This is a genomic window from Virgibacillus flavescens (genome assembly GCF_050574275.1).
GTDB classification, from domain to species: domain Bacteria; phylum Bacillota; class Bacilli; order Bacillales; family Amphibacillaceae; genus Virgibacillus_F; species Virgibacillus_F flavescens.
The window spans coordinates 2,322,411-2,344,693 of record NZ_CP192260.1 but is presented as its reverse complement, the minus strand read 5'-3'; the positions used below and the strand labels follow the sequence as shown (position 1 = coordinate 2,344,693).

General features: G+C 36.2%; 25 protein-coding genes, 1 pseudogene and 1 riboswitch. Of the genes and pseudogenes, 1 reads left to right on the top strand and 25 read right to left on the bottom strand.

Annotated elements, in window-relative coordinates:
* Positions 1-29: 29 nt before the first annotated feature.
* The 15 genes and pseudogenes from VBD025_RS11290 to VBD025_RS11220 all read right to left on the bottom strand — a co-directional run bounded on the left by VBD025_RS11290 (position 30) and on the right by VBD025_RS11220 (position 13,470).
* The gene (locus VBD025_RS11290) at positions 30-1,004 is read right to left on the bottom strand and encodes a hypothetical protein (RefSeq protein ID WP_430785488.1); all 975 of its coding nucleotides are present in this window, start codon (positions 1,002-1,004) and stop codon (positions 30-32) included.
* The gene (locus VBD025_RS11285; RefSeq protein ID WP_430785486.1) at positions 1,001-1,534 is read right to left on the bottom strand and encodes an RNA polymerase sigma factor SigX; all 534 of its coding nucleotides are present in this window, start codon (positions 1,532-1,534) and stop codon (positions 1,001-1,003) included. The genes VBD025_RS11290 and VBD025_RS11285 overlap by 4 nt, the downstream gene beginning before the upstream one ends.
* A gap of 95 nt (positions 1,535-1,629) precedes the next feature.
* Positions 1,630-2,163 (bottom strand): ECF transporter S component, encoded by a 534-nt coding sequence (locus VBD025_RS11280; protein ID WP_430785484.1) that lies wholly within the window; start codon positions 2,161-2,163, stop codon positions 1,630-1,632.
* A gap of 6 nt (positions 2,164-2,169) precedes the next feature.
* Positions 2,170-2,592 carry a DUF4430 domain-containing protein gene (locus VBD025_RS11275; protein ID WP_430785482.1) on the bottom strand — a complete coding sequence of 141 codons (423 nt, stop codon included), beginning with the start codon at positions 2,590-2,592 and terminating at the stop codon, positions 2,170-2,172.
* 180 nt (positions 2,593-2,772) lie between these two features.
* Positions 2,773-2,951: riboswitch (cobalamin riboswitch) on the bottom strand.
* 49 nt (positions 2,952-3,000) lie between these two features.
* A complete protein-coding gene (locus VBD025_RS11270) occupies positions 3,001-4,770 on the bottom strand; it encodes an ATP-binding protein (protein ID WP_430785480.1) in 1,770 nt (589 codons plus the stop codon).
* Positions 4,770-5,486 (bottom strand): response regulator transcription factor, encoded by a 717-nt coding sequence (locus tag VBD025_RS11265; RefSeq protein WP_430785478.1) that lies wholly within the window; start codon positions 5,484-5,486, stop codon positions 4,770-4,772. Before VBD025_RS11265 ends, VBD025_RS11270 begins: the two co-directional genes overlap by 1 nt.
* A 96-nt stretch (positions 5,487-5,582) precedes the next feature.
* Positions 5,583-6,776, bottom strand: a complete 1,194-nt coding sequence (ccsB, locus tag VBD025_RS11260) for a c-type cytochrome biogenesis protein CcsB (RefSeq protein ID WP_430785476.1) — start codon at positions 6,774-6,776, stop codon at positions 5,583-5,585.
* Between the two features lie 26 nt (positions 6,777-6,802).
* Entirely contained in the window at positions 6,803-8,440 is a 1,638-nt protein-coding gene (gene resB / locus VBD025_RS11255; protein ID WP_430785474.1) for a cytochrome c biogenesis protein ResB, read from the bottom strand.
* 29 nt (positions 8,441-8,469) lie between these two features.
* Positions 8,470-9,042, bottom strand: coding sequence for a thiol-disulfide oxidoreductase ResA (gene resA / locus VBD025_RS11250; protein ID WP_430785472.1), 573 nt, complete (start codon positions 9,040-9,042; stop codon positions 8,470-8,472).
* A gap of 53 nt (positions 9,043-9,095) precedes the next feature.
* Entirely contained in the window at positions 9,096-9,836 is a 741-nt protein-coding gene (locus VBD025_RS11245; RefSeq protein ID WP_430785470.1) for a pseudouridine synthase, read from the bottom strand.
* 101 nt (positions 9,837-9,937) lie between these two features.
* Positions 9,938-10,468, bottom strand: coding sequence for a spore maturation protein (locus VBD025_RS11240; protein ID WP_430785468.1), 531 nt, complete (start codon positions 10,466-10,468; stop codon positions 9,938-9,940).
* Positions 10,465-11,055, bottom strand: a complete 591-nt coding sequence (locus tag VBD025_RS11235) for a nucleoside recognition domain-containing protein (protein WP_430791372.1) — start codon at positions 11,053-11,055, stop codon at positions 10,465-10,467. The genes VBD025_RS11240 and VBD025_RS11235 overlap by 4 nt, the downstream gene beginning before the upstream one ends.
* A 106-nt stretch (positions 11,056-11,161) precedes the next feature.
* Positions 11,162-11,941 (bottom strand): annotated as a pseudogene (locus tag VBD025_RS11230) (D-alanyl-D-alanine carboxypeptidase family protein); the annotation flags it as partial.
* A 216-nt stretch (positions 11,942-12,157) separates the two neighbouring features.
* A complete protein-coding gene (gene scpB, locus VBD025_RS11225) occupies positions 12,158-12,733 on the bottom strand; it encodes an SMC-Scp complex subunit ScpB (protein WP_430785466.1) in 576 nt (191 codons plus the stop codon).
* Entirely contained in the window at positions 12,733-13,470 is a 738-nt protein-coding gene (locus VBD025_RS11220) for a segregation/condensation protein A (RefSeq protein WP_430785464.1), read from the bottom strand. Before VBD025_RS11220 ends, scpB begins: the two co-directional genes overlap by 1 nt.
* Before the next feature lie 221 nt (positions 13,471-13,691).
* Between VBD025_RS11220 and VBD025_RS11215 the strand changes: the two genes are divergently transcribed.
* Positions 13,692-13,775, top strand: coding sequence for a YjcZ family sporulation protein (locus VBD025_RS11215; protein ID WP_379564688.1), 84 nt, complete (start codon positions 13,692-13,694; stop codon positions 13,773-13,775).
* Between the two features lie 84 nt (positions 13,776-13,859).
* On the opposite strand, the gene VBD025_RS11210 is transcribed toward VBD025_RS11215, so the two are convergent.
* The 10 genes from VBD025_RS11210 to VBD025_RS11165 all read right to left on the bottom strand — a co-directional run bounded on the left by VBD025_RS11210 (position 13,860) and on the right by VBD025_RS11165 (position 22,249).
* The gene (locus VBD025_RS11210) at positions 13,860-14,225 is read right to left on the bottom strand and encodes a GNAT family N-acetyltransferase (protein ID WP_430785462.1); all 366 of its coding nucleotides are present in this window, start codon (positions 14,223-14,225) and stop codon (positions 13,860-13,862) included.
* A 363-nt stretch (positions 14,226-14,588) separates the two neighbouring features.
* Entirely contained in the window at positions 14,589-15,026 is a 438-nt protein-coding gene (locus tag VBD025_RS11205) for a peptidylprolyl isomerase (RefSeq protein ID WP_430785460.1), read from the bottom strand.
* Positions 15,027-15,209: 183 nt separating this feature from the next.
* Entirely contained in the window at positions 15,210-16,544 is a 1,335-nt protein-coding gene (lysA, locus tag VBD025_RS11200) for a diaminopimelate decarboxylase (protein ID WP_430785458.1), read from the bottom strand.
* A 98-nt stretch (positions 16,545-16,642) separates the two neighbouring features.
* Positions 16,643-18,091 (bottom strand): spore germination protein, encoded by a 1,449-nt coding sequence (locus tag VBD025_RS11195; protein WP_430791370.1) that lies wholly within the window; start codon positions 18,089-18,091, stop codon positions 16,643-16,645.
* 89 nt (positions 18,092-18,180) lie between these two features.
* On the bottom strand, positions 18,181-18,609 hold the full coding sequence (locus VBD025_RS11190; protein ID WP_430785456.1) for a stage V sporulation protein AB: 429 nt from the start codon (positions 18,607-18,609) through the stop codon (positions 18,181-18,183).
* Positions 18,587-19,201, bottom strand: coding sequence for a stage V sporulation protein AA (locus VBD025_RS11185; RefSeq protein WP_430785454.1), 615 nt, complete (start codon positions 19,199-19,201; stop codon positions 18,587-18,589). The genes VBD025_RS11190 and VBD025_RS11185 overlap by 23 nt, the downstream gene beginning before the upstream one ends.
* Before the next feature lie 214 nt (positions 19,202-19,415).
* Positions 19,416-20,168, bottom strand: a complete 753-nt coding sequence (sigF, locus tag VBD025_RS11180; RefSeq protein WP_430785452.1) for an RNA polymerase sporulation sigma factor SigF — start codon at positions 20,166-20,168, stop codon at positions 19,416-19,418.
* Positions 20,169-20,178: 10 nt separating this feature from the next.
* A complete protein-coding gene (gene spoIIAB, locus VBD025_RS11175; protein ID WP_430785450.1) occupies positions 20,179-20,619 on the bottom strand; it encodes an anti-sigma F factor in 441 nt (146 codons plus the stop codon).
* A complete protein-coding gene (gene spoIIAA, locus VBD025_RS11170) occupies positions 20,616-20,963 on the bottom strand; it encodes an anti-sigma F factor antagonist (RefSeq protein WP_430791368.1) in 348 nt (115 codons plus the stop codon). Before spoIIAA ends, spoIIAB begins: the two co-directional genes overlap by 4 nt.
* Positions 20,964-21,064: 101 nt before the next feature.
* Positions 21,065-22,249: a D-alanyl-D-alanine carboxypeptidase family protein gene (locus VBD025_RS11165; protein ID WP_430785448.1), complete on the bottom strand. Its 1,185-nt coding sequence runs from the start codon at positions 22,247-22,249 to the stop codon at positions 21,065-21,067.
* Between the last annotated feature and the right edge of the window lie 34 nt (positions 22,250-22,283).

The window sequence follows — 22,283 nt, the reverse complement described above, 5'->3', positions numbered from 1 at the left end:
GAAACTTTCATCATAGAGGTCGCAACCAGCTAGCGGCGAATAGAATTGATCGGGTTCACAGCGATTGGAACAGGAATTGATTCATTAAATTGGTACCGACCGATTTGGTCTATTTTAGTACTAATAAAAGTAACTTCCTGATAACCATAACTCTTAGCAGTCATTAATATAGCTTCGATCATATGTTGATGTCTTATATCATTTACTAATGTACTTTCTTCCAAAATTGTCATCTGAACTGTATTTTCAGTTTCAGATTCGTTAATCTCAAAAAATAAATTTTTTGGTATGGATGACATAACAGTGTTCCCAGTTTCGTGTTTTTTCATTTCCATAATAGCATCTTTGAAGTTGGTTGTTTCGCCAGATGTAATTGGTATTAACAGCTCTCTCCCACCCCCTGCAGGTTTATATAGTTTAAAACTTGCTTTTTCAGTCAATAAAGGAGCCCGTTCACTTTTCTTTTTATAGATCTTATTCTGATACTGTTCTGTGTTAAACAAGAAGGAAAGTTTGTTTTGAAATATATTAATTTCACGCTCATCTACTGCTTTGGAATTATTCTCAGAAAGAACATATGAAACAGGGATAACAGCTTCACTTTGTTTCACCGTAACTTCTCCATACACGATTTTTTCATTATTACTTAGTTCCTGGATTACAAGTTGATCGATATTGTTTTTCTCTGCACTTTTTAATTCGTTTTGTTCAATTGTCGCCGAATCTTGACTCATAGATTCCTGCGTGTTTGAAAATTCCTTACTGGCTGTGTCATCAACTTGCTCATTAAGTGTTGAATTCTCTCCTTCATCAACGATTAGGAATACCAGCGCCAATACAAATAATGTGCTGAATACAGGAATAGAGACTAGCTTCTTTGATTTCTTTTTTGGCTTTTTTTCCTTTTTAATAGATATAGTCTGAAAAAGTTCTTCTTTGTCTGTTAAAGGCTTGACGTCAGGCATTTGCTGTAATGTATCTCTTAATTTTTTTTCTGCCATCATACATCTCCACCTTTCTCTTCGTAGCTGCTGAATGCATCTTGCAAAATCTTTAATCCTCTATGTTGTGTGGTTTTTACCTTACTTTCCGTAAATCTAAGTATTTCAGCTGTTTCTTTAATTGAAAACGACTGTATGTATCTTAAAATAAGCACACTCTTCTGATCTGGTGAACAGTGATCGAGAAATCTGAATACGTTTTTTATGTCATCATTCCGTTCTGCCACTTCCTCAGGTAATGGTTTTGGATCAGGTAACCAGGAACCTTTTTCGTTCCAATCAAAAAACTCCTGCAAACGACTTCTTTTTCTTTTCTGACGGCGAAAATAGTCAATCGTCGTATGCCTTGCAATGGAAAATAACCAAGTCTTTTCATTGCTTTCGCCTCTGAATTTATGGTAGGAATTCAGAACCTTGATATAAATATCCTGAATTAAATCTTCGGTAACATATTTATCTTTTACCATATAAAAAACAAATTTATACAGATCATGATGATATTTATCGTATATATCCTCAAAAATATCTTTCATTTGAATTCTCCGTTCAAAGAAATAGTCGAATACCTGACAAAAATGTTACACTCTCTTATTACTATAATAACAAAAAGAAAAAATACCAACATGGTTTAGTTGGTATTTTGAAGTGTAAATCGTTTACTTGCATATTTTTTGAAAAAGAATGAAATAATTGGATATAGTAAAACGATAAATATCCCATTTCCTATAGCATGTGCTGTATCAAATGGAAGTCCTGCCAGATAGTACGGCAGGAAGTCTCCAGATATAGTAAATGAGTTTAAGGATAAGATTAAACCATAAAAATATCCACAACATACAGCATATACAGTAAGCAAGAAAATCGAATGCTTTTTTCGATATTTACCAATCAAGCCACTGGTTAAGCCAATTAATGCCCATGCAATAATTTGCCATATCGTCCAGATTCCCATTCCAAGAATCATATTTGTCAGAAATGTGGTCAGAACAGATAAGGTAATTGCTGCTATTGGACCTAAAAAGATTCCACATATAATGATGATTGCAGTTACGGGTTGAACATTTGGAATAAAGGAAAACGTTATCCTGCCAACTACACTTAACGCTGCCAAGAGAGCAATTAACGTCAATTTATACGTATTTATTTTTTGAGATTTGTTCATTCCTCATCATTCCCATGACTGCAAGTCAAAATTAACGGTGTCTCCAGGTGATAATTTAAGCTCTTTAGCACCAACACTAGCCATTTCATCATTTACAGAAACCATCCAAGCCATTTTCTCGCTTTCTTTTGCTTCAATCCCATCAATAGACGTTATAAATCCAGTATCATCTTTAATTTCGAAGTTTTCCTTCATAACATCATACAGAATAGCTTCCTCTTCAATTTCGATTTTCTTTTCTGATAGTGTTTCTTCACCTTTGTTTTTAGTAATCGAAACGGTTACACTTTCCTCCTGATTTTCAGAAGAAACATTTTCACTGGTTTCTGTTTGTTTCTCTTTATTATCAGCGTCATTACCAGTGCTGCAACCTCCCAATACAATCAAAATAGAAAACAATGATACCAACAATAATTTAAATCTACTCATCTTCTCAACCTCCAGCATTTTTTTTGTGAAGATTAAGCGTTAGATATCCGCGAGAAGTATAGACGCGCTTTGAAATCAAAAAAGCTAACCTTATAAGGAAAGGTTAGCTAAATAAGACAAACGAAATAATACACATCTATACTAAGTTTCGGTTATCTCAATCGCTTTTTTCCTCGAAGCATTGAAACATAGAAAATGGCAGGTCTACTGACTTGTGATATCAACCTACTTTTAGCCCTTCCCATATGATTACATACAGTGGTTTGCTAATTTCGTACATCACTTACAGTTGCGAGGACAGTCCCAGATCTCCACTGGGTTCCCTATTAAGCTTTCGCACCATTTTCAATCGTCGTATTCAATTATATTACAATTCTTATCCTACCAAACTCCAAATGAATAAGCAATTTATAGATTCAGATTTCGTGGTATTTTGAACGTAAATGTTGTTCCTTCATTCAGCTTACTTTTCACTGTAATTGTTCCATTATGGGCATCAATAATATTTTTAGCAATTGCTAGTCCAAGTCCAGTTCCTTTTTTCTCTTTGTTTCTCGCCCTGGACTTATCCGCCTTATAAAATCTTTCAAAAACAAATGGAATATCTTCTTCAGGTATCCCTACTCCACTGTCTTCGATCGAAAAATGTAGTTCTTCTTCTTTTATCGATGCAAAAACTGTTACAAACCCATTTTCATTCGTATGTCTGATTGCATTGTCTATCAGATTAGTAAACACCTGTTCGATTCGATCTGGATCAATATAAATTAGCTCTTCCTTAATCTCTGTGTGCAATTTCAGCTTAATATCTCTATCTCCTGTCACACCATTAAACTTTTTAATAATACGTTCTAGGTATTCTTTAGCATTTACTTGTTCTATATTGAGTTGTATATGTCCAGCTTCCATTCTCGCAAGGTCCAATAATTCATTAACCAAACGTCCCATTCTCAGAGACTCTTCATGGATAATTTTTGCCAGATCATTTTTCGCTTCTTTCGTATCTGCAATATCGTCCACAATTGCTTCACTGTATCCTTGTAACATGGAAATAGGTGTGCGCAGTTCATGCGATACATTGGCAATAAAATCTTTACGAAGTTTATCCAGCCTGCGTTCCTCTGTCATGTCTCGTATAACTGCCACGGCACCTCGGACGTACGACTGGTCATATAACGGTGTCATAATCATAACCCAGTTTCTGCCTTGTAAACTTATTTCATGTATCGCTGCTTTTTCACTTTTGATGACGTTCTGTAAGATAAGGTTCAACTCTTCAGGAAGTTGACTATGTGTTTCTAATATCTGTTGTTTATTTTCATAATACCAGCTTTCGATAAAATCATTGGCTGGTGGGTTCGTTACAATCATATCTCCACTTCGGTTCAGCGTTATGACTCCATCTGCCATTGAACTTACGATACTGGACAATTGTTCCTTTTCCTGACTTAAAGCATTGATGTGAAATTTTAATTGCCGACCCATTCTGTTAAAAGCCATCGCCAGTTCACCAATTTCGTCATGCGTCAGAATAGGAACCTTTGTATTGAATTCCCCTCTAGTTAAATCAAACGCTGCTTCTCGCATTTTAATCAGAGGTGATGTAATCCTTGTAGAAAGGAAAAAAGCAAAAATAGTAGTTAGAATAATAGCTATTCCAGCTGCCAGGAAAATAATTTTAGTTGTTTCAGCCTTTGTTTCATTCACTACTTCAAGTGACTGATAAACAAAAACAGCTCCATTTCCATTAGAAATAGGTGTGCCTACTATCATTATTTCACTATCACTGTCAGGAATCGTAATTTGCTTTTGAACTCGCTGATCATCAGAGATAACTTGTTCAAGACTTTCGTCAGCTTTAATCCATCCAGGTTCAAATGCTGCTAAGTCATCGTTTGAACTGGAAGAAACCCAGATCTTACCGTCATCTAAAATAATTGCTACTCTGCTCGAATCGTCTTTAACTCGATCCGTAGCTAAATGGATCAAATCTTCACTCTCGTGATGTTCTACCATATCAGATATTTTGGTTGCCGTTTGCATCAAATCTTCTTCAGCTTCACCAATATGGAATTCTTCAAAAAACTCTAACAAAAAAATTGTCAATATAAATAGCACAAAAGAAACTAGCAATAAAATTGTTACCGCTAGCTTCCCTACTACACTACGCCAAAACATTAGTCATCATCTACCTCAAATTTATATCCAACGCCCCAAACCGTAACAATCATTTTTGACGCTTCGCTGGATACATTATTTAACTTTTCCCGTAACCGCTTCACATGCGTATCAACTGTTCGTAGATCACCAAAGAATTCGTACTGCCATACCTCTTTTAACAATAGCTCCCGGTTAAATACTTTGTCAGGTGCCTTAGCAAGGAAGCATAAAAGTTCATATTCTTTTGGTGTTAAACTTACCTCTTTACCATCAGCCATTACCCGGTGGGCATCATGATTAATCGATAAATGAGGGAATATAAGCACATCTGTAGATGTCGAATCTTTTTCTTTGTAGCCAGGCTGCGAGGATCTTCTAAGTATCGCCTTAACGCGCAATACTACTTCACGGGGACTAAAAGGTTTTACAATATAATCATCTGTCCCAACTTCAAATCCCTGCACTCGATTCGCTTCTTCACCTTTTGCAGTTAACATAATGACTGGTGTTTGCTTTTCTTTTCTTAACTCCTGGCAAACTTCAATTCCATCCATTCCAGGCATCATAATATCCAATAAGATGACATCATAATTATTTTCTAAAGCTAATTCTAACGCATCATTTCCGTTATCAGCTTCTTCTACTTCAAAATCTTCTCGTTCAAGATACATTTTTATTAAATGACGTATTCTATCTTCATCATCTACTACCAGTATTTTTGCTTGTACTTCCACTTGTAGTTCCTCCTCATTAGGTTGAAATAGTGAAAAACAAGGCACTATTAATCATATGAATAACAATGCCCTGTCCTGCTACTGATTAAATTTGCTTTATGCGTACGAGTGCAAACCAGCTAGTACAAGGTTAACAGCAATTAAGTTAAACATTATAATAGCAAAGCCACCAACAGCCAGCCACGCTGATTTCTCACCGTGCCATCCTCTTGATAGACGTAAATGTAAAAACGCTGCATAGAAGAACCATGTTACTAGTGCCCATACTTCTTTCGGATCCCAGCCCCAGAATCTATCCCAGGCGATTTGAGCCCAAATAGACGCAAATATAATTCCACCTAATGTAAATACTGGGAATCCAATCGCAACTGCCCGGTAAGAAATTTCATCTAAAAGGTCAGGTTTTGTCTTCATCAAATAAGGCTGAATTGCTGCACCAATTCTTTTGCGTAAAATAAGGCGAAGCAATCCATACAGGACTAAGCCCGCAAAAACTGACCAGATTAATGTATTAAATTTCCTTGCAGCGTCAACACCGTGCATCCAGGAAGGTGCTTGAAACCACGGCTGCATAACACCATCTGTCAGCAGAGTACCGTCGTATGGTGCAGCAATCGCTGGCAGATGATAATCAGTTGTTAATGTTGTATCTGTATTAGTCGTATATTCAAATTGTGCCTCGTACCCAGCAACATTGAATAAAACGCTAACCAAGCTGAAACCAATAAAAATAATTAAGGAAAATAACACTATTTCAAGCCAAGTGGTTCGCTTACTTCTCTTAGTTTGATCAATCGTACGAATTAAATAGATTAACCCAACGACAAAACTAATGGATAATATCGCTTCACCGAGTGAAACAGTAGTCACATGGATATACAACCAGTGGCTTTGTAGTGATGGAACCAATGGTGATATTTCCGTTGGAAACATGCTGGCATATGCAATAACGATTAAAGCTATTGGTAATGCGAAAAGGCCTAAGACGCTTACTTTGTAAATGAAATACAAAATAATAAATGCAAATACCATAGCCATTCCAAAGAAAGTAACAAATTCAAATAAGTTACTTACCGGAGCATGTCCACTTGCAATCCACCGAGTAATAAAATATACAATTTGTGCTAAAAATCCTGTGATCGTGATTGTAATACCGATTGTACCGGATTTTCCTTTTTTCGCTTTACTGTGTTTGTCGCGAATAGTCGCTCCAAAGAAAAAGGTTGCTAGTAAATATAGGAAAAATGCAGCATACAACATTGTACTACTTACATTCAGTAATGTATCCATGAAAATCCTCCTTCGAAACAAGCTGTTTAATCAGGTAGTTCCTGCTGATCCTTTACCATCTTAACGTTTGTCTCTGCTATAACTTTCTCAATATCATTTTTTATTCCGTGCCAATTTTTATTGGTATGCGCTGCAAGCAGGAGCTTGCCTTTTTTAGGGTGAATCCAAATTCTTCTGTGCTGCCAATACATTCCTTGAATAACACCAATCATAAAGATAATAGCACCTACAATAAAGAATGGTAATGTGTAATCTCTTCGAACTGTGATACCACTTACGTCTCGAAGTTCGAAATCCTGCAGTCCTAATTTATAATCGTTTTCGCCAGTTGCATCGATATTTTTACGAATCCCCACGAAACTAACCTCAGCTTCTTCGCTATTTGGGGGATAAACAAAAAATACAAAAGCTGGATTACGTGGATATGTAGTCTTCGATCGTGGTTCACCATTATCCAGGTAATACTCTGGATAATATTGATCAATAACTACCCGGAACCCATTATCTAATTTATATTCTGATTTTGGATCAGTTAAATCGATAGTAAATGAGCTAAGCGCGGTTTCCTTCTCGTCATCCGTTTCATGAATCTTAAATGATATACTTGTAAATTCATTCTTCTGATATCCAGCTTGGTATAACGAATAGCCGTCAAATTTCATCGGATGATTGAGACGAATACTGCCTTCTTTTATTTTCTCAAGCTCTGCATCAGCTCCCGCTATAGCACCAGGCTTTTCTTTATAAATAGCTAACTCTGTCTCGAAGTTTTTTGCAACAACGCCTTCTTCTTTTATTGCTTTTTCAAAACGTTTATTATTTTCATCATACGTTTCCAGTATAAAGTCTTTATTCTTCGCATAGTATTCACCATGTGTTCCCGGAATAACTTGTTGTTCACCTTCACGAAGCCACATATATTCATCGATATACATAGGCGTAGTCATTCGTAATATCGCAGCAATCATAACAATTATTAACCCTATATGATTGACGTAAGGTCCCCAGCGTGAGAAGCGTCCTTTTTCAGCTAGAACATGTCCCTTCTCAATCCGAACTTTATACCTTTGCTTTCTTAATTCATCAATCATTTTCTGCTGTTCCTGATCTGTTACGCTCTCAGACTCGCTATAAAGACGCTGACGACTCAGGAAAGTTTCATGTCGCTTTGGTTTTTGTTTTTTCAACGCTTTGTACAACGGTACAAAACGATCAATACTGCAAATTACTAATGAAATACCAATAAGTGCTATTACCAACATATACCACCATGAACTATATAAGTTGTAGAACCCTAGCTGATAATAAATTTGGCCGAAAATTCCATATGTATTCTCATAATAGACAGCTGGATCTCTCGAAAGCGCATTAGAAGGTATATATTGCTCCTGCGGAAAGATTGTGCCAATTGCCGAAGCAACTAGAGCTAAAACGATTAACCATACACCAACTTTTACTGATGAAAAAAAGTTCCAGATTTTATCTATAATTGATTTTTTATAGGTTTGTGAGCGGCGCGCGCTTCCATCATACCGCATATTTAGCAGCCTTGTTTTATCATTACCATCAATATGCTGATTTCCTTCAATTGGCTTGCCGCACGCTTCACAAAGAACCGTACCTTCTGGGTTTACGTGCCCACATTCACACTTAATTCTGTTCATACGTATCCCTCACAATAGTAGTTCAAAATTTATTCGGGCTGAATCTCTTTTAAATGGTTCTCTAAGCTTTCTAAGGATAATGCACCTTTCACTATTTCCACTACTTCACCTTCTGGGTTAATGAATATAGTACTCGGAATTGGTCCGATGCCGTATTTATCCCTTACTTCATTTCTCGTATCATGTGGTATCGGAAATGTTAAATCGTATTGATCGATGAATCGGTCAATAACCAATTCTGTTGCGTCCAGACTAACTGCAACAATTTCAATTCCCTTCTCTTTATACTCAGGATACAACTTTTGCATATATGGCATCTCAGCTTCACAAGGCTTACAATAAGTAGCCCAAAAGTTCAGCATCACACCTTTTCCTTCCAGGTCGCTTAATTTAACGGTTTCCAGATTGTTATTTTTATTCACTTGCTCCAATTCAAAATCAGGAGCCTGTGCTCCAACATCTACTTTCGTTACGTCTTTATTTAAATTTGAAACCAGTGCATAAACGACCGCAGCTATCAGAATAACTAACACTACCGTTCGAAAAATTAAACGATTTTGCTTCTTTTTCTTCTTGTCCGCTTTTATTTTATCTACATTCACGAATCTCACTCCCATGCCATTATATCATGTGAACACTAAGTCAAATTTGACTATTATTTAACAATTTCACTGGCAAGGTGTCGCATTTGTTTTACTTCGTGTGGTGTTAACGGTCTAGAATCACCTGGCTGCAGGCCGTGCAGTGTTAATGAACCATACCTTTCCCGTTTAAGTTTCTTAACTGGAAAACCAATCTGCTCCATCATTCTTCTGATATGTCTGTTTTTCCCTTCATTCAACGTTAATTCAATGATTGAAGTATTTTTATTTTTATCAGATGATAATATTTTATAACTTACTGCACGCAATAAGTCGTTTTCTACTTTTATTCCTTTGCGCAGAATATTAAGTTCGGATTTCTCAGGTATCCCGCTTACTTTCGCAACATACACTTTACTTACTTCGTGTTTTGGATGCATAAGCAAATTAGCAAAATCCCCATCATTTGTTAATAGCAGTATTCCTGAAGTATTGTAATCTAAACGTCCTATTGGAAATACGCGCTCTGGTACGCCTTCCATAAAGTCTGTTACAATCTTTCTATTTTTATCATCTTTTAAACTTGAAATTACAGCACGAGGTTTATAAAGCAAGTAATATACTGGTGCTTCTTTTTGTAAAGGAACCCCATCTACTTCAATTGTGTCTGCTTGAGAAGCCTTTGTTCCAAGTTCAGTTACAACTTTATTATTCAGCTTTACTTTACCTTCAAGAATCAATTGTTCTGCTTTCCTTCTTGAAGTCACGCCACTTTGGGCTATAATTTTCTGTAATCGTTCTAATGAATTTGACATCAAATCACCAAGTTTCCTATATTTTTTCTATAAATCGCAAACATAACAATAGCGTTAACAAATTGCTAACGCTTCATGTGTCTTTATACATGATTCTTATTTTATCCAAAAACTATCGTTACAATTACGATTGACGCTATTATACCAATTAAGTCTGCTAATAGTCCAACCTTTAATGCGTAACGCATTTTTTTAATACCAACAGCACCGAAATATACGGTTAAAATATATAGCGTTGTATCTGTACTTCCCTGCATCGTTGAAGCTAACCGACCAAGAAATGAATCTGGGCCAAACGTTTCTATTATGTCAGTTGTCATTCCTAGAGCTGCAGTACCTGAAATTGGTCTAACCAGAGCTAGCGGAAGTATTTCCGGAGGGACGCCTATAAAAGTTAATACAGGTTCGATGAGATTAATAAAAGCCGACATTGCACCTGAAGCTTGCAGGATATTAATCGAAACAATCATACCTACTAAAAAAGGAAGTAGAGAAAATGCCAGCTTGACACCTTCCTTACCTCCTTCAACAAAAGTTTCATAGGTTGGAATTCGCTTGTATGTTGCAGTTAATAAAACTAATAGAATGAAAGACGGAATAATCCAAGCGCTAATCGTAGTCAGGTAACTCATTTAGAATCTCTCCTTACACTTTTATAATAATAGTATCGATCGATTACAAGCGCGCTGATCGTAGCAATCAGGGATGTTATAATAGTAGTTCCAACTATTTCAGTTGGTGAAACTGAATCGTATTGCATTCTAATAGCAATAACTGTTGTAGGTATCAATGTAATTCCTGATGTGTTAATTGCCAGAAATGTAATCATTGATCTGGAAGCAGTATCTGTCCCACTTAATATTTTCATTTGTTCCATTGCTTTTAATCCCATTGGTGTAGCCGCATTCCCGAGACCAAAAATATTGGCAACTATATTGGATAAGATATACCCCATGGCAGGGTGGTCTCTTGGAATCTCAGGGAACAATTTTTCTACAATAGGTCTGAAAACCTTTATTAAGACGTTCAATATGCCTGCCGCTTCTGCTACTTTCATCATCCCCAGCCAAAATACAAGAACACTGATTAGTCCAATTGATATGGTTACAGCACTATTGGCACTTTCAAACAAAGCTTTATTTACACTTTCCATCGTTCCATTGAACATAGCGTAAACAATACCCACAATTGCCATACATGCCCAGATAACATTAACCATTGAAATCCAGTCCCATAATTTTTCGATATACAAATTCAAAGCCTTCTAAAAATCCATTTTCATTTTTTTGCTTAGCCATTGTTTGTGTATTTGTTTTTTTGGTAATCTTAAAGCCCCATTCAAATAAATTGATGTGATCTATCCAATCATTTGGATCCTGTATCGTAACAGCGATTAAATCTACACCATCTTTACTGGCAGTTGAGACCAAAGTTCTTCCTGCACTCTTTGTATATCCGGTTTTCCCTCCAGTGCAGTATTCATAAAATGCAGTCAACAATTTATTTTTATTTTTCCATGCATATTCCCTTGTTTCTGCTCTATACATTTCTGTTTTCGTAATTTTTTCAAAGACTTTATTATCCATAGCGTACTGCATTAATAAAGCCATATCGTACGCTGATGAATAGTGAGCTTTACCATCTAGGCCGCTAGGATTTTCAAAATTAGTATTATTCATACCTATCCAGCGGGCTTTTTCATTCATCAAATAGACAAACCCCTCCATACTGCCACCAACATACTCACTTATTGCCATTGCTGCATCATTGCCAGAGCGGAGCATTAGTCCATAGACTAAATCCTTTAACATCATCTTTTCGCCTTGTTCTAAATAGATGGAAGAGCCTTCCGAATGCACTGCCCGTTTACTTGCAGATACCATTTTATCCAATTTTCCTGATTCAATAGCAATGATCGCCGTCATTATTTTAGTAATACTGGCTATTTTTTGTTTTTCATGCGCTTTTTTTTCAAATAACACTTCGCCTGTTCTTTCATTCATCAGCACCGCGTTTGTTGCAGAAACACCCGGTTTCGCGAATGCGTGAAGCGGAGACAGGACGATTAACCCTATCAGGAAACAAGATAAAATTGATGTTCGCATAAAAAGGTTCCTCCCGAGAACATATCTAGCTATGGCACTTGACGCTCAGCAGATAATTGTTTTTAATAAATCGCACATAATCTCAACTTTGTTTAAATTTTTTTAGTCTGTATAGTTTATGCTTGGCCGACACTGATATGAATTTTTTTACTATAAAAAACCGTCATCTGATCATGATAATCAGATGACGGTTTCTTTAAGAGTGCCTGTGCATTATTAATCCTTATTAAAATTTTCAAAGAATAAATCAGCCTCGTTTTCTATACTGTTTTCCTCAAGACTCTCTGTTAGCGGTGGAAGCTCTTCAATCGTGGAAAGTCCAAAATAGGTCAAAAATTCTTTACTTGTACTGAACAATACTGGCCGCCCAATTGTTTCACGCCTTCCAACTTCCTCTATCAATGTTCTCGAAAGTAATGTCTGCACTGGCCGATCGCTCTTGACACCACGTATTTCATCTATTTCAGTACGTGTTATTGGCTGCTGATAAGCTATTATAGCCAGCGTTTCGAGTGCTGCCTGGGACATTCTATTCATTTTCGGATTTTCAAATAACCTTTGAAAAAAATGATTGTGCTGCGGTTTTGTTGTGAGGAAAAACGAATGTTGTGATTGCATGATCATAATTCCACGATCTGCATGCTCGTAATCAAATTTAAGTTCTTCAAGTAAATATTCAACGGTTTCCTGATTAACTTCCATAACGTTTATGATTTGTTTTACAGTGATTCCATTGTCCCCACTTGCAAATAGTAACCCCTCTAAAACAGCTTTAAGTTCTTCATTTTTCACTATTCTTCCCCCATATAATAAACATGCAGCAGCTCCATGTGCTTCTTTTGTTCACAATATAATTTTCTATTTTTCATTAATTCGAGAATCGCAATAAATGTAACGACAATGTGTGCTCTTGATTCATATACAAATAAATCATAAAAAGAAATTCCCTCTGTGGACTTTTTGACTGTGTCCAGCACCTGAGTCATCCGCTTCTCAATAGGTATATCCACTTTCTTAACTGTCGTATCCAGAGGTTCATTCCATTTTTTGCGTTCAAATAATTTATTAAGCGCACCTAACATATCATAAATAGAGGTATCATCGTTTATCATAGGCTGATTGCTTTCTAACTGATCAAATAAAGCGGGTTCTCTTGTATATATTTCATTTGAGTCTATTTCAAGCTCTTTGAGTGTTTCAGCAGCTTCTTTGTACTTTCTGTATTCAATTAATCGATTAATCAGTTCATCACGGGGATCTTCCATGTATTCATCATCTTCTTCATCCATCGCTTCGTTAGGCAGCAGCATTTGACTCTTTAATGCGATTAGGGTTGAAGCCATGACTAAATATTCACTCGCAATATTTAGTTCCAAGCGCTGTAATGTATGTATATATTGAACATATTGTTCAGTAATGGTTGCAACAGGAATATCGTAAATATCGACTTCATACTGTTTAATTAAATGAAGTAATAAATCAAGCGGACCCTCGAATGCCTCCAATTTAACCTGATATGCTTGATTCATTTAATTTCTCCCTTTCCTTTAGAAATACTTGGCATTTGCTCTAAGCTTTTATGCTTCTCTTATGTGTAAAAAAAGTAGTCAAATTCCCTCAATATGAACCACGCAAATAAAATAATAAACATTATTGTCATATTCGCCTATACACTATGAGGCGCTCTAACATAAGTTATTAACGTAAGATAAATGTTACTGAAACATTTTCAAAAAGGAGGAATCTTATTATGAGTGGTTCTTATGGCGGTGGCTTTGCGTTAATCGTTGTGTTGTTCATCCTTCTCATTATTGTCGGAGCTGCTTGGTTATAGAATGCATTAAGCTAGCCAGATAATCAATATTCAATTCAATTATACCAAAAGCCAGCCCATTTCGTACATGGGCTGGCTTTTGGCTTAGTTATCCTCTTTTAGAGTCTCATCACATTTAGTATAAAAATCCTGTGTCAGTTCGTCTGCACAGACAGCATATTTATTCTGATAAACGTTATTTACTTCGTTTACCATCTTTTTGCCAATACCTGTGTTGCGGTGTGAAGGACTTACAGAAATGTGTTGAATAACTGCATTAATATCGTCTTCAATACGAACACCTATTGCACCTATCACATCTTCTTCTTTCCATAAATAAAGATGCCAGTCCGGATTGGATTCGTATTCTTTTATCGTTTGCTGCAATTTTTTTACTTCCTTTTCCTCTGGCATAAAGGAAAGTAAACCCATTGCAATTTTTTCAAAGTTCTTTTTAAACCGAATTAACATAGATACCCCTCATTATGAAAATAGCTTACCTACCATGGAGAGCAAAAAGATACACCCAACTGCTACAATCACCCAAAACAAAATTAAATCCTGTTTTGTTCCTTTACTCATTGTGTAATCATCCTCGCAGGAGTTGTATATATAGTTATGCCTTACTCACTGTAATTTGTCAAATTTTATCATAAATATCTCTCAACTTGTACACATGGGATTATCAAAGTACAAAAATAAACCAATAAGCAATACCCCAAATCATCCCAAAAAAGATTAACAGCGAGAACAGGATCCAATTTTTCTTACGTTGACTCACGTTACTTTCACCCTTTAACAGCATTAACTGATTACTTGAAAAATATAACTGTATTAATCGTTATAGATTTTCATTTCCTTCATTACATCGCCATTTTCCATAGCTTTCGCATGTTCAATTCCAGATGTTACTTGACCGAACACCGTGTGGACTCCATCTAAATGCGGCTGTGCTTCATGTACAACGAAAAATTGACTGCTTCCAGTATCTTTCCCAGCATGCGCCATAGACAAGGAACCTTCAACATGCTTATGTGGATTACCTTCTGTCTCACACTTTATTGTATGCCCGGCAGAACCAGTTCCGTTACCGTTTGGACATCCTCCCTGACTAACAAAACCATCAATTACACGGTGGAAAGTTAACCCGTCATAAAAATTTTCATTAGCAAGTTTCTCAAAGTTAGCTACAGTTTTAGGTGCTGCGTCAGGAAAAAGATCAAATTCAATTTTATTTCCATTATCCATTAAAATATATCCTCTTTTAGTCATTACTCTATCCCCTTTAGTTATATTAGAAAAAACTTATCATGTGCCTCGTTTTAATTAGCAAATGTGTAATTTTTTCCTTTACTGACAATTGTTCTGGACCTTTTTATTTAACTTGATAAAAATAACACATTCCTTATCTTATCACTTTATCTTCTATATTCAAAATATGATGAGTGGTCTTATTCATTCGTTTTCAGGAGTTGCTTCCAATACTTCATAAGACAAATCATTTTTACTTATATCCTGATAAGACTCGCGTTTCACGATCAATTTATCGACTCCACTTTCTACAAATACTACTGCGGGTTTTTGAAAGCGATTGTAATGATTTGCCATCGAATATCCATATGCTCCAGTTGAAAACACCGCTAATATATCACCCGCTTCAACTTCAGGTAAAGGAAGGTCCCAAATTAACATATCACCAGACTCACAGCATTTGCCTGCTATGGACCCCTTTTGGACAATATCTTCATCTGCTTTATTTGCAATTACTCCTTCATACTTAGCTTGATATAAGGCTGGTCGTAAATTATCTGTCATTCCACCATCTACTGAGATGTACGTACGAATTCCCGGAATATTTTTCATCGAACCTATTGTATAAAGTGTTATGCCAGCATTTCCAACGATGGAACGCCCTGGTTCAATCCAAATTTCTGGCATTTCCAAATCAAGATTTTTAACATGTTCTCTAATTGCATGTGTAATGGCACCGACATAGTCTTCTAAAGGAAGTGGGTTATCCTGTCCTGTATATCGTATACCAAATCCGCCGCCTACATTTAACACTTCCGGAGTATACTCATAGTTCTGCTTCCATTTGGCAATCGTATCAAACAACAGATCAATAGTTTTCATAAACCGATCTGTTTCAAAAATCTGTGAACCAATGTGGCAATGAATCCCTTTCACATGTATTTGTGCTTGATTCAGTATCTGAAGAAGTGCCTCGTCAGCTTGTCCATTGTTTAAGCTGAAACCGAATTTTGAATCCTCATTTCCGGTCATAATATACTGGTGCGTATTTGATTTGATACCTGGTGTTACTCGAAGCAGGACATTGACGTGATAATCAGTCTTTTTCACTATTTGTTCAATCAACCTTATTTCATGAAAATTATCCACCACGATACATCCTATATGGTTTTCAATTGCCATCTCTAATTCATCATAGCTCTTATTGTTTCCATGTAAATGGATTTTTTCGACAGGGAAATCTGCTTGTAAAGCTGTGTATAGCTCGCCTTGCGATACGACATCCAAGCTTAACTTTTCCTGTTTTATAACTTGCAGCATTGCAATGGATGAAAAAGCCTTGCTGGCATATGCAACCTGAGCTTTTACTCCCAAGTTCTTAAATGACTGAATAAACGACCTGCAATTTTCTCTTATTATCGAAACATCATAGACATATAAAGGCGTACCATATTTCTTTGCAAGTAAAGTAGCATCTAATCCGCCAACCTCTAAATTACCATTAGAATTGACGTGAAATGGATGATTTTCTATGATCATGAAGAGACCTCCGTATTTGTTTTGAAATCAGTTAATAATAGAAATACTTTATCACACGATATCAAAAAACGAAAGCAGTCCAGTTACTGCTCTCGTTTTTATCTGAGTTTATTCTTTCTTGGAGGTTGCCGGTAGTTATTTTTCGGATGAACAATACTTGGTCGATCATTGGATAAGGGAACAGGGACACGAAAGATCACCTGAAACATCGCTTTCAGGTTAAATGGTAATAAGGGCCATAGGTATGGAGTTCTAATTGATTTCAGACTTGTTAAAAACAACATAAACAGCGTAAATCCAACAGTAAATCCAACGAGTCCAAAAGACGCTGTTATGATTACTAGCAATATTCGTAATAATTTGTTCGCTGCGCTTAACTCATAACTTGGTGTTACGTAGGATCCGATCGCAGCAATTGAAATATAAAGAATGACTTCCGGACTAAACATCCCCACTTCAATTGCTATCTGCCCAATTAATACTGCGGCAATTAATCCCATAGCTGTTGAAAGGGGTGTAGGGGTGTGTATGGCAGCCATTCTTAAAAATTCGATACCAAGGTCACCTAAAATCAGCTGAATGTATACAGGTATATTTCCTTCCTCTTTTAAACCAATAAATGATATTTCTTTTGGCAGCAGGTATGGATCCATAACAAGTAACAACCAGAATGGAAGCAGGAATATCGACATAATAATTCCAATATATCTGCACCAGCGTATAAAAGTTCCTACTGCGGGAGCCTGTCTAAATTCCTCTGCATGTTGTAAATGGTGAAAATAAGTAGTAGGTAAAATAATTATGCTCGGAGACGTATCAACCGTAATTAATACGTGACCTTCCAGAAGATGATTTGCTGCAATATCAGGTCTCTCCGTATAACGTACCAAAGGGTATGGACTCCATTTGCGTTTGATAATAAATTCCTCAACAGCTTTATCAGCCATCGTGATACCGTCTACTTCGATTGCCTGGATTTTCTCTTTTATTTCTTTTACCAGTCCATCATCTGCGATATCCTGCAGATAACTGACACAAACATCGGTTTTAGAGCGTTCACCAACCTTCAACATTTCATTTCGCAATCTGGCATCACGGATTCTGCGTCTTGTTAGTGCTGTATTTTCAATAATATTTTCTGTATAACCATCTCGGGATCCGCGTATAACCTGTTCTGAATCAGGCTCCTGCGGGGAACGACCTGGATAGTTTCTTACGTCTATTACAAAAGCCTGTTTTTCTCCATCAATAAACAATACAGTTAAACCTGATAAAAGTTCATCTACAGATTCATCTATTGTTTTAACTGCTTCTACTTGCTGATGTACCAGACGATTTTTAATTATCTCAGGTATTTTCTGCTTGTTACTTTCATTGTCATTTATATCAATTAACTTTTTTATGATTTCCAGAATAACCGAAGTATCACAGAGTCCGGTCAAATAATACATTTGCACCTTTTTCTTCAAAACAATCAGTTCTCTAAATCCTAAATCAAAAGAAACACCAATACCTATTCGTTCCTTCATAAAAGATTCATTTTTCATTATATCTGCAGAAATAGCGATTTCAGATTGATTCGATTTCTTAGTATCCACGTATCATTCCTCCACAAGTGAAAATTTACTTTCTGTGTTTATTTAACAAAAATAATCCATTGAAATAGCGAACCAATAATTTTACCGAAAACAATTGCCATTAATAACCAAAGCATTTTTGTTTCCATGCCAATCCTTTTAGATAAGATGGGAAAGACGTTTAGTACTTCTGTCAAAGCTGCCGCAAGCATGCCAATAAAAATCCCGTGAAATAATCCCCACATTGAGAGAATTAATAACGGTTGCTCCCAAGTCGTAGGAGTGAATGACAGATATACACCAAATAACGAGCCTGCTATTACGCAAGGAACGTATACGTGAATTAATTTCATAGAATGACTTAGTTGAATTAACCTGGGTATAATTCCCAACACCATTAAAAATGCAATAAAACCCGATCCTACTGCAAGGCCACTAGCAAACCCAATCATTATTTCCAAAAGATTAATCAGGAGCATGGTTATCATTTAATTTGTTTTCATGATAAATAACGTATTGATCGAGATCCTGCTGGTAGTTAAAAATTTCAATTTCTAATGGACTGGGCTCTTCATTAAAGCGTTTTTTAAACCAATGATTAAAGTAGAGCAGCATACCAATTCCTAAACCTATTGAGTAAGGTATTTGAATCCAAAGCGGGTAATCATTCCGTCTCCCTGTTAATAAATAATGTAACTTCTGCTGAACAGCTTGCATACTGACATCATAGTGAAAATTCATTATGGTCATCGCTGTTCCAATAAATAGCAATATCCAAACAAAACCTACAATCAGTACCGATGACTCTTTTTTTTGCTTATTCACTCGTATGATAGTTTGTTGAGGTCCAAGTAATTCGAATTCCAAATCCGGCCAGGACTTGGTCAAATGATCCATAATTAAATAGCAATCAATGATTACGATATTGTTATCTTTTTTTGTAATTCGATAAAGCGATGTTTCTTCCAACTCTTTCTTTATATCAATGGGGGCAGAGATAAAGGCAATATGCTTCAACTTCACGTATTGTAACTGCTCAATCTCTATGCTTTTTTTCATTCGCAGATAAATCGTTTTCATATGCTGCTCTCCTTCCCGATTAAAAGTGTCTTAAGTTTAGTGTTTGTCAAAATCCCATTTTTATAACTCTTGTTTTATTAGAAAAACGCGGCATTCGCCTCATACTTAACAGCGAATGCCGTAGTTTTACTTATACCGGCATTTGCTCTAAACTTTTATATTTACTTAATCTGTAAACAAAAAACAAACACCACTTGTAGAAAGTGGTGTTTGTTCAATCCATTATCTTTTTCATTTCATCTAAAATCTTTTTCTCTAACCGCGAGACCTGTACTTGCGAAATTCCGAGTCTTTCAGCTACCTCTGATTGTGTTTTATCTTTATAATAACGTAAATAAACGATTAGCCGCTCACGTTCATTTAACCCCCTGATAGCCTCTTGCAATGTAAATTTATCAAACCATCGTGTATCATCATCTGCGATTTGATCCAATAAAGTAATTGGATCGCCATCATTTTCGTAAACAGTTTCGTGAATTGAATGTAACGTTTTAGTTGCTTCTTCAGCCTGAACTACCTCCTCAGGCGATATTTCGAGTATATACGCTATCTCATTAACAGTTGGCGATCGTCCAAGTTCCTTCGTCAACTCATCACGTTTTTTACGGATCTTATTTCCGGTTTCCTTTAGGGAACGACTCACTTTCACACTGCCATCATCACGAATGAATCGTTGAATTTCACCGATAATCATCGGTACGGCATACGTGGAGAATCGTACATTATAGGATAAATCAAATTTATCAATTGATTTAATCAAGCCTATACTGCCTATTTGAAATAGATCATCTGGATCATATCCACGATTAATAAACCGCTGGACAACTGACCAAACTAATCGAATATTTCTTTCAACTAGTATGTCCCTCGCTGCTTTATCTCCATTCTGACTTTTATGAATGTAGGACTTTACTTCTTTATCCGTTAATTGGACTTCCCGTTTCTGATTTTTTACATTTACATCCATAGGCATATACCTATTTACAAACCGTTTGACTTTTGGTTAATTGCTTTTTCATTAGTACAGTTGTACCTTCATCAACAGTTGAAGTAACATTAACGGAATCCATAAAGTTCTCAATTATCGTAAAGCCCATCCCTGACCTCTCAAGCTCTGGTTTGGAAGTGTACAAAGGTTCTCTTGCTTCATCTATATCAGCAATCCCGATACCTTCATCCTTAATAAGGAGCTCTACTTCATCTTCAAACAACTTGCATTCAATTATTATTTTATGATCAGGTTCATTGTTGTAACCATGGATTATTGAATTTGTTACCGCTTCAGAAACAACTGTTTTAATTTCTGTCAACTCGTCCATGGTAGGGTCAAGTTGCGCAATAAAGGATGCTACTAATACACGTGCAAATGATTCATTTTCACTAATGCTAGAAAACTCTACATACATTTCATTCTTCATGAAGCCACCCCCAGCGTAAATAGTGCGCTCTGTTCATCTTCTTCCAGTCGAATGATTTTAAATAAACCTGACATTTCAAATAACCTTTTAACCGGAAGGGAAATAGAACAGACAACCATTTCTCCTCCCAATTGTAATACTTCCTTATATCTACCTAGAACAACACCTAACCCTGAACTATCCATAAATGTAACGGACTGCAAATTCAAAATAACGTGCTTCACCAGATTTTTCTCAATCATATTTTTCCATTGATTTCTTAACGCTTCTGCTTCATGATGATCTAACTCTCCTTCTAAACGGACAATTAGAATATCTTCAATTACTTCAAATGTTGAATTCATCCCCACAAATTCTCCTCCTTACTAAAAGTTATATAGATTACTTTCTCTAATCCAAAGCACTATTCCTGCCATGTGTCAAAAGAAGAAAATTATCGACAAAACTAGTTGAATTTAGCTATTTTCTGTAAGGTTCGATTGAATAGTGTAACGATATTCGCTGGTTCCACTTTTTCGTCTACTACTAATGGTGTTTCTGACAGTAGATTGTCACCACTCTTAACTAACATCGTACCAACCTGTTCACCTTTCTTAACTGGTGCTGCAATGGATTTGTTTAACTTTACAGATGTTGTAAATTTGTCGGGTTTCTCCCCTTTTTTATGAACTGTACTTATCGCTTGAGATGCAACCACTTTAATATTGTTATCTTTCGCTTTAAGTAGGTTTAAAGTTGCAACCTGATCCCCTTTTTTATAAAGATTTGCAGTTTCAAAGTGCTGAAAGCTATAATCAAGCATATTAGACACAACCGAGTTGCGAACTTTTGGAGATTCTGCCCCCATAACGACTGCGATTACACGCATTCCATTCTTTTTTGCTGTAGCTGTTAAACAGTACTTCGCTTCACTTGTGTAACCAGTTTTCAACCCATCTACTCCTGGATAAAATCTGACCAGTTTATTTGTGTTGACTAACCAGAATTCATTGTCTTTACCTTTTCTTAAATAGTCCTCATAAATGGATGTATAATCTGTTATCTCTTCATGATTTAATAATTGTTTTGCGATAACAGCCATATCATATGCCGTGGAGTAATGATCTCCAGCAGGTAGACCAGTTGGATTTTGAAACTTGGTATTTTCCAATCCGAGTTCTTTCACTTTTTGATTCATTTTTTTAACAAATGCTGCTTCACTTCCTGCAATGCGTTCCGCCAATGCAACACTTGCATCATTTCCCGATGCAATTGCAACTCCCTTGAGAAGATCTTTAACTGACATCTCTTCCCCCGCTTCCAGGAAAATCTGGGAACCTCCCATGGATGCTGCATTCTCACTTATCCGTATATTTTCATCTAAATTAATTTTCCCACTATCGATAGCCTCCATAATTAATAGCAACGTCATGATTTTGGTCATACTTGCCGGTGGGAGCTTTTCATGTACGTTTTTATCGTAAAGGATCGTACCTGTATCCTGTTCAAGTAAAATTGCAGACTTAGCTTTAGATGCTAGTTTTAATTCGTCGTTCGTATTCCCTGAATTGCCTTCTTCGGCAAATACTGGTACCGATAACCCAACAAATACAATAAATGCAGTACAAAATACAATAATCCAATTTTTCATAACTACTTACCTCCAAGCGTTCTATTTATTCCTA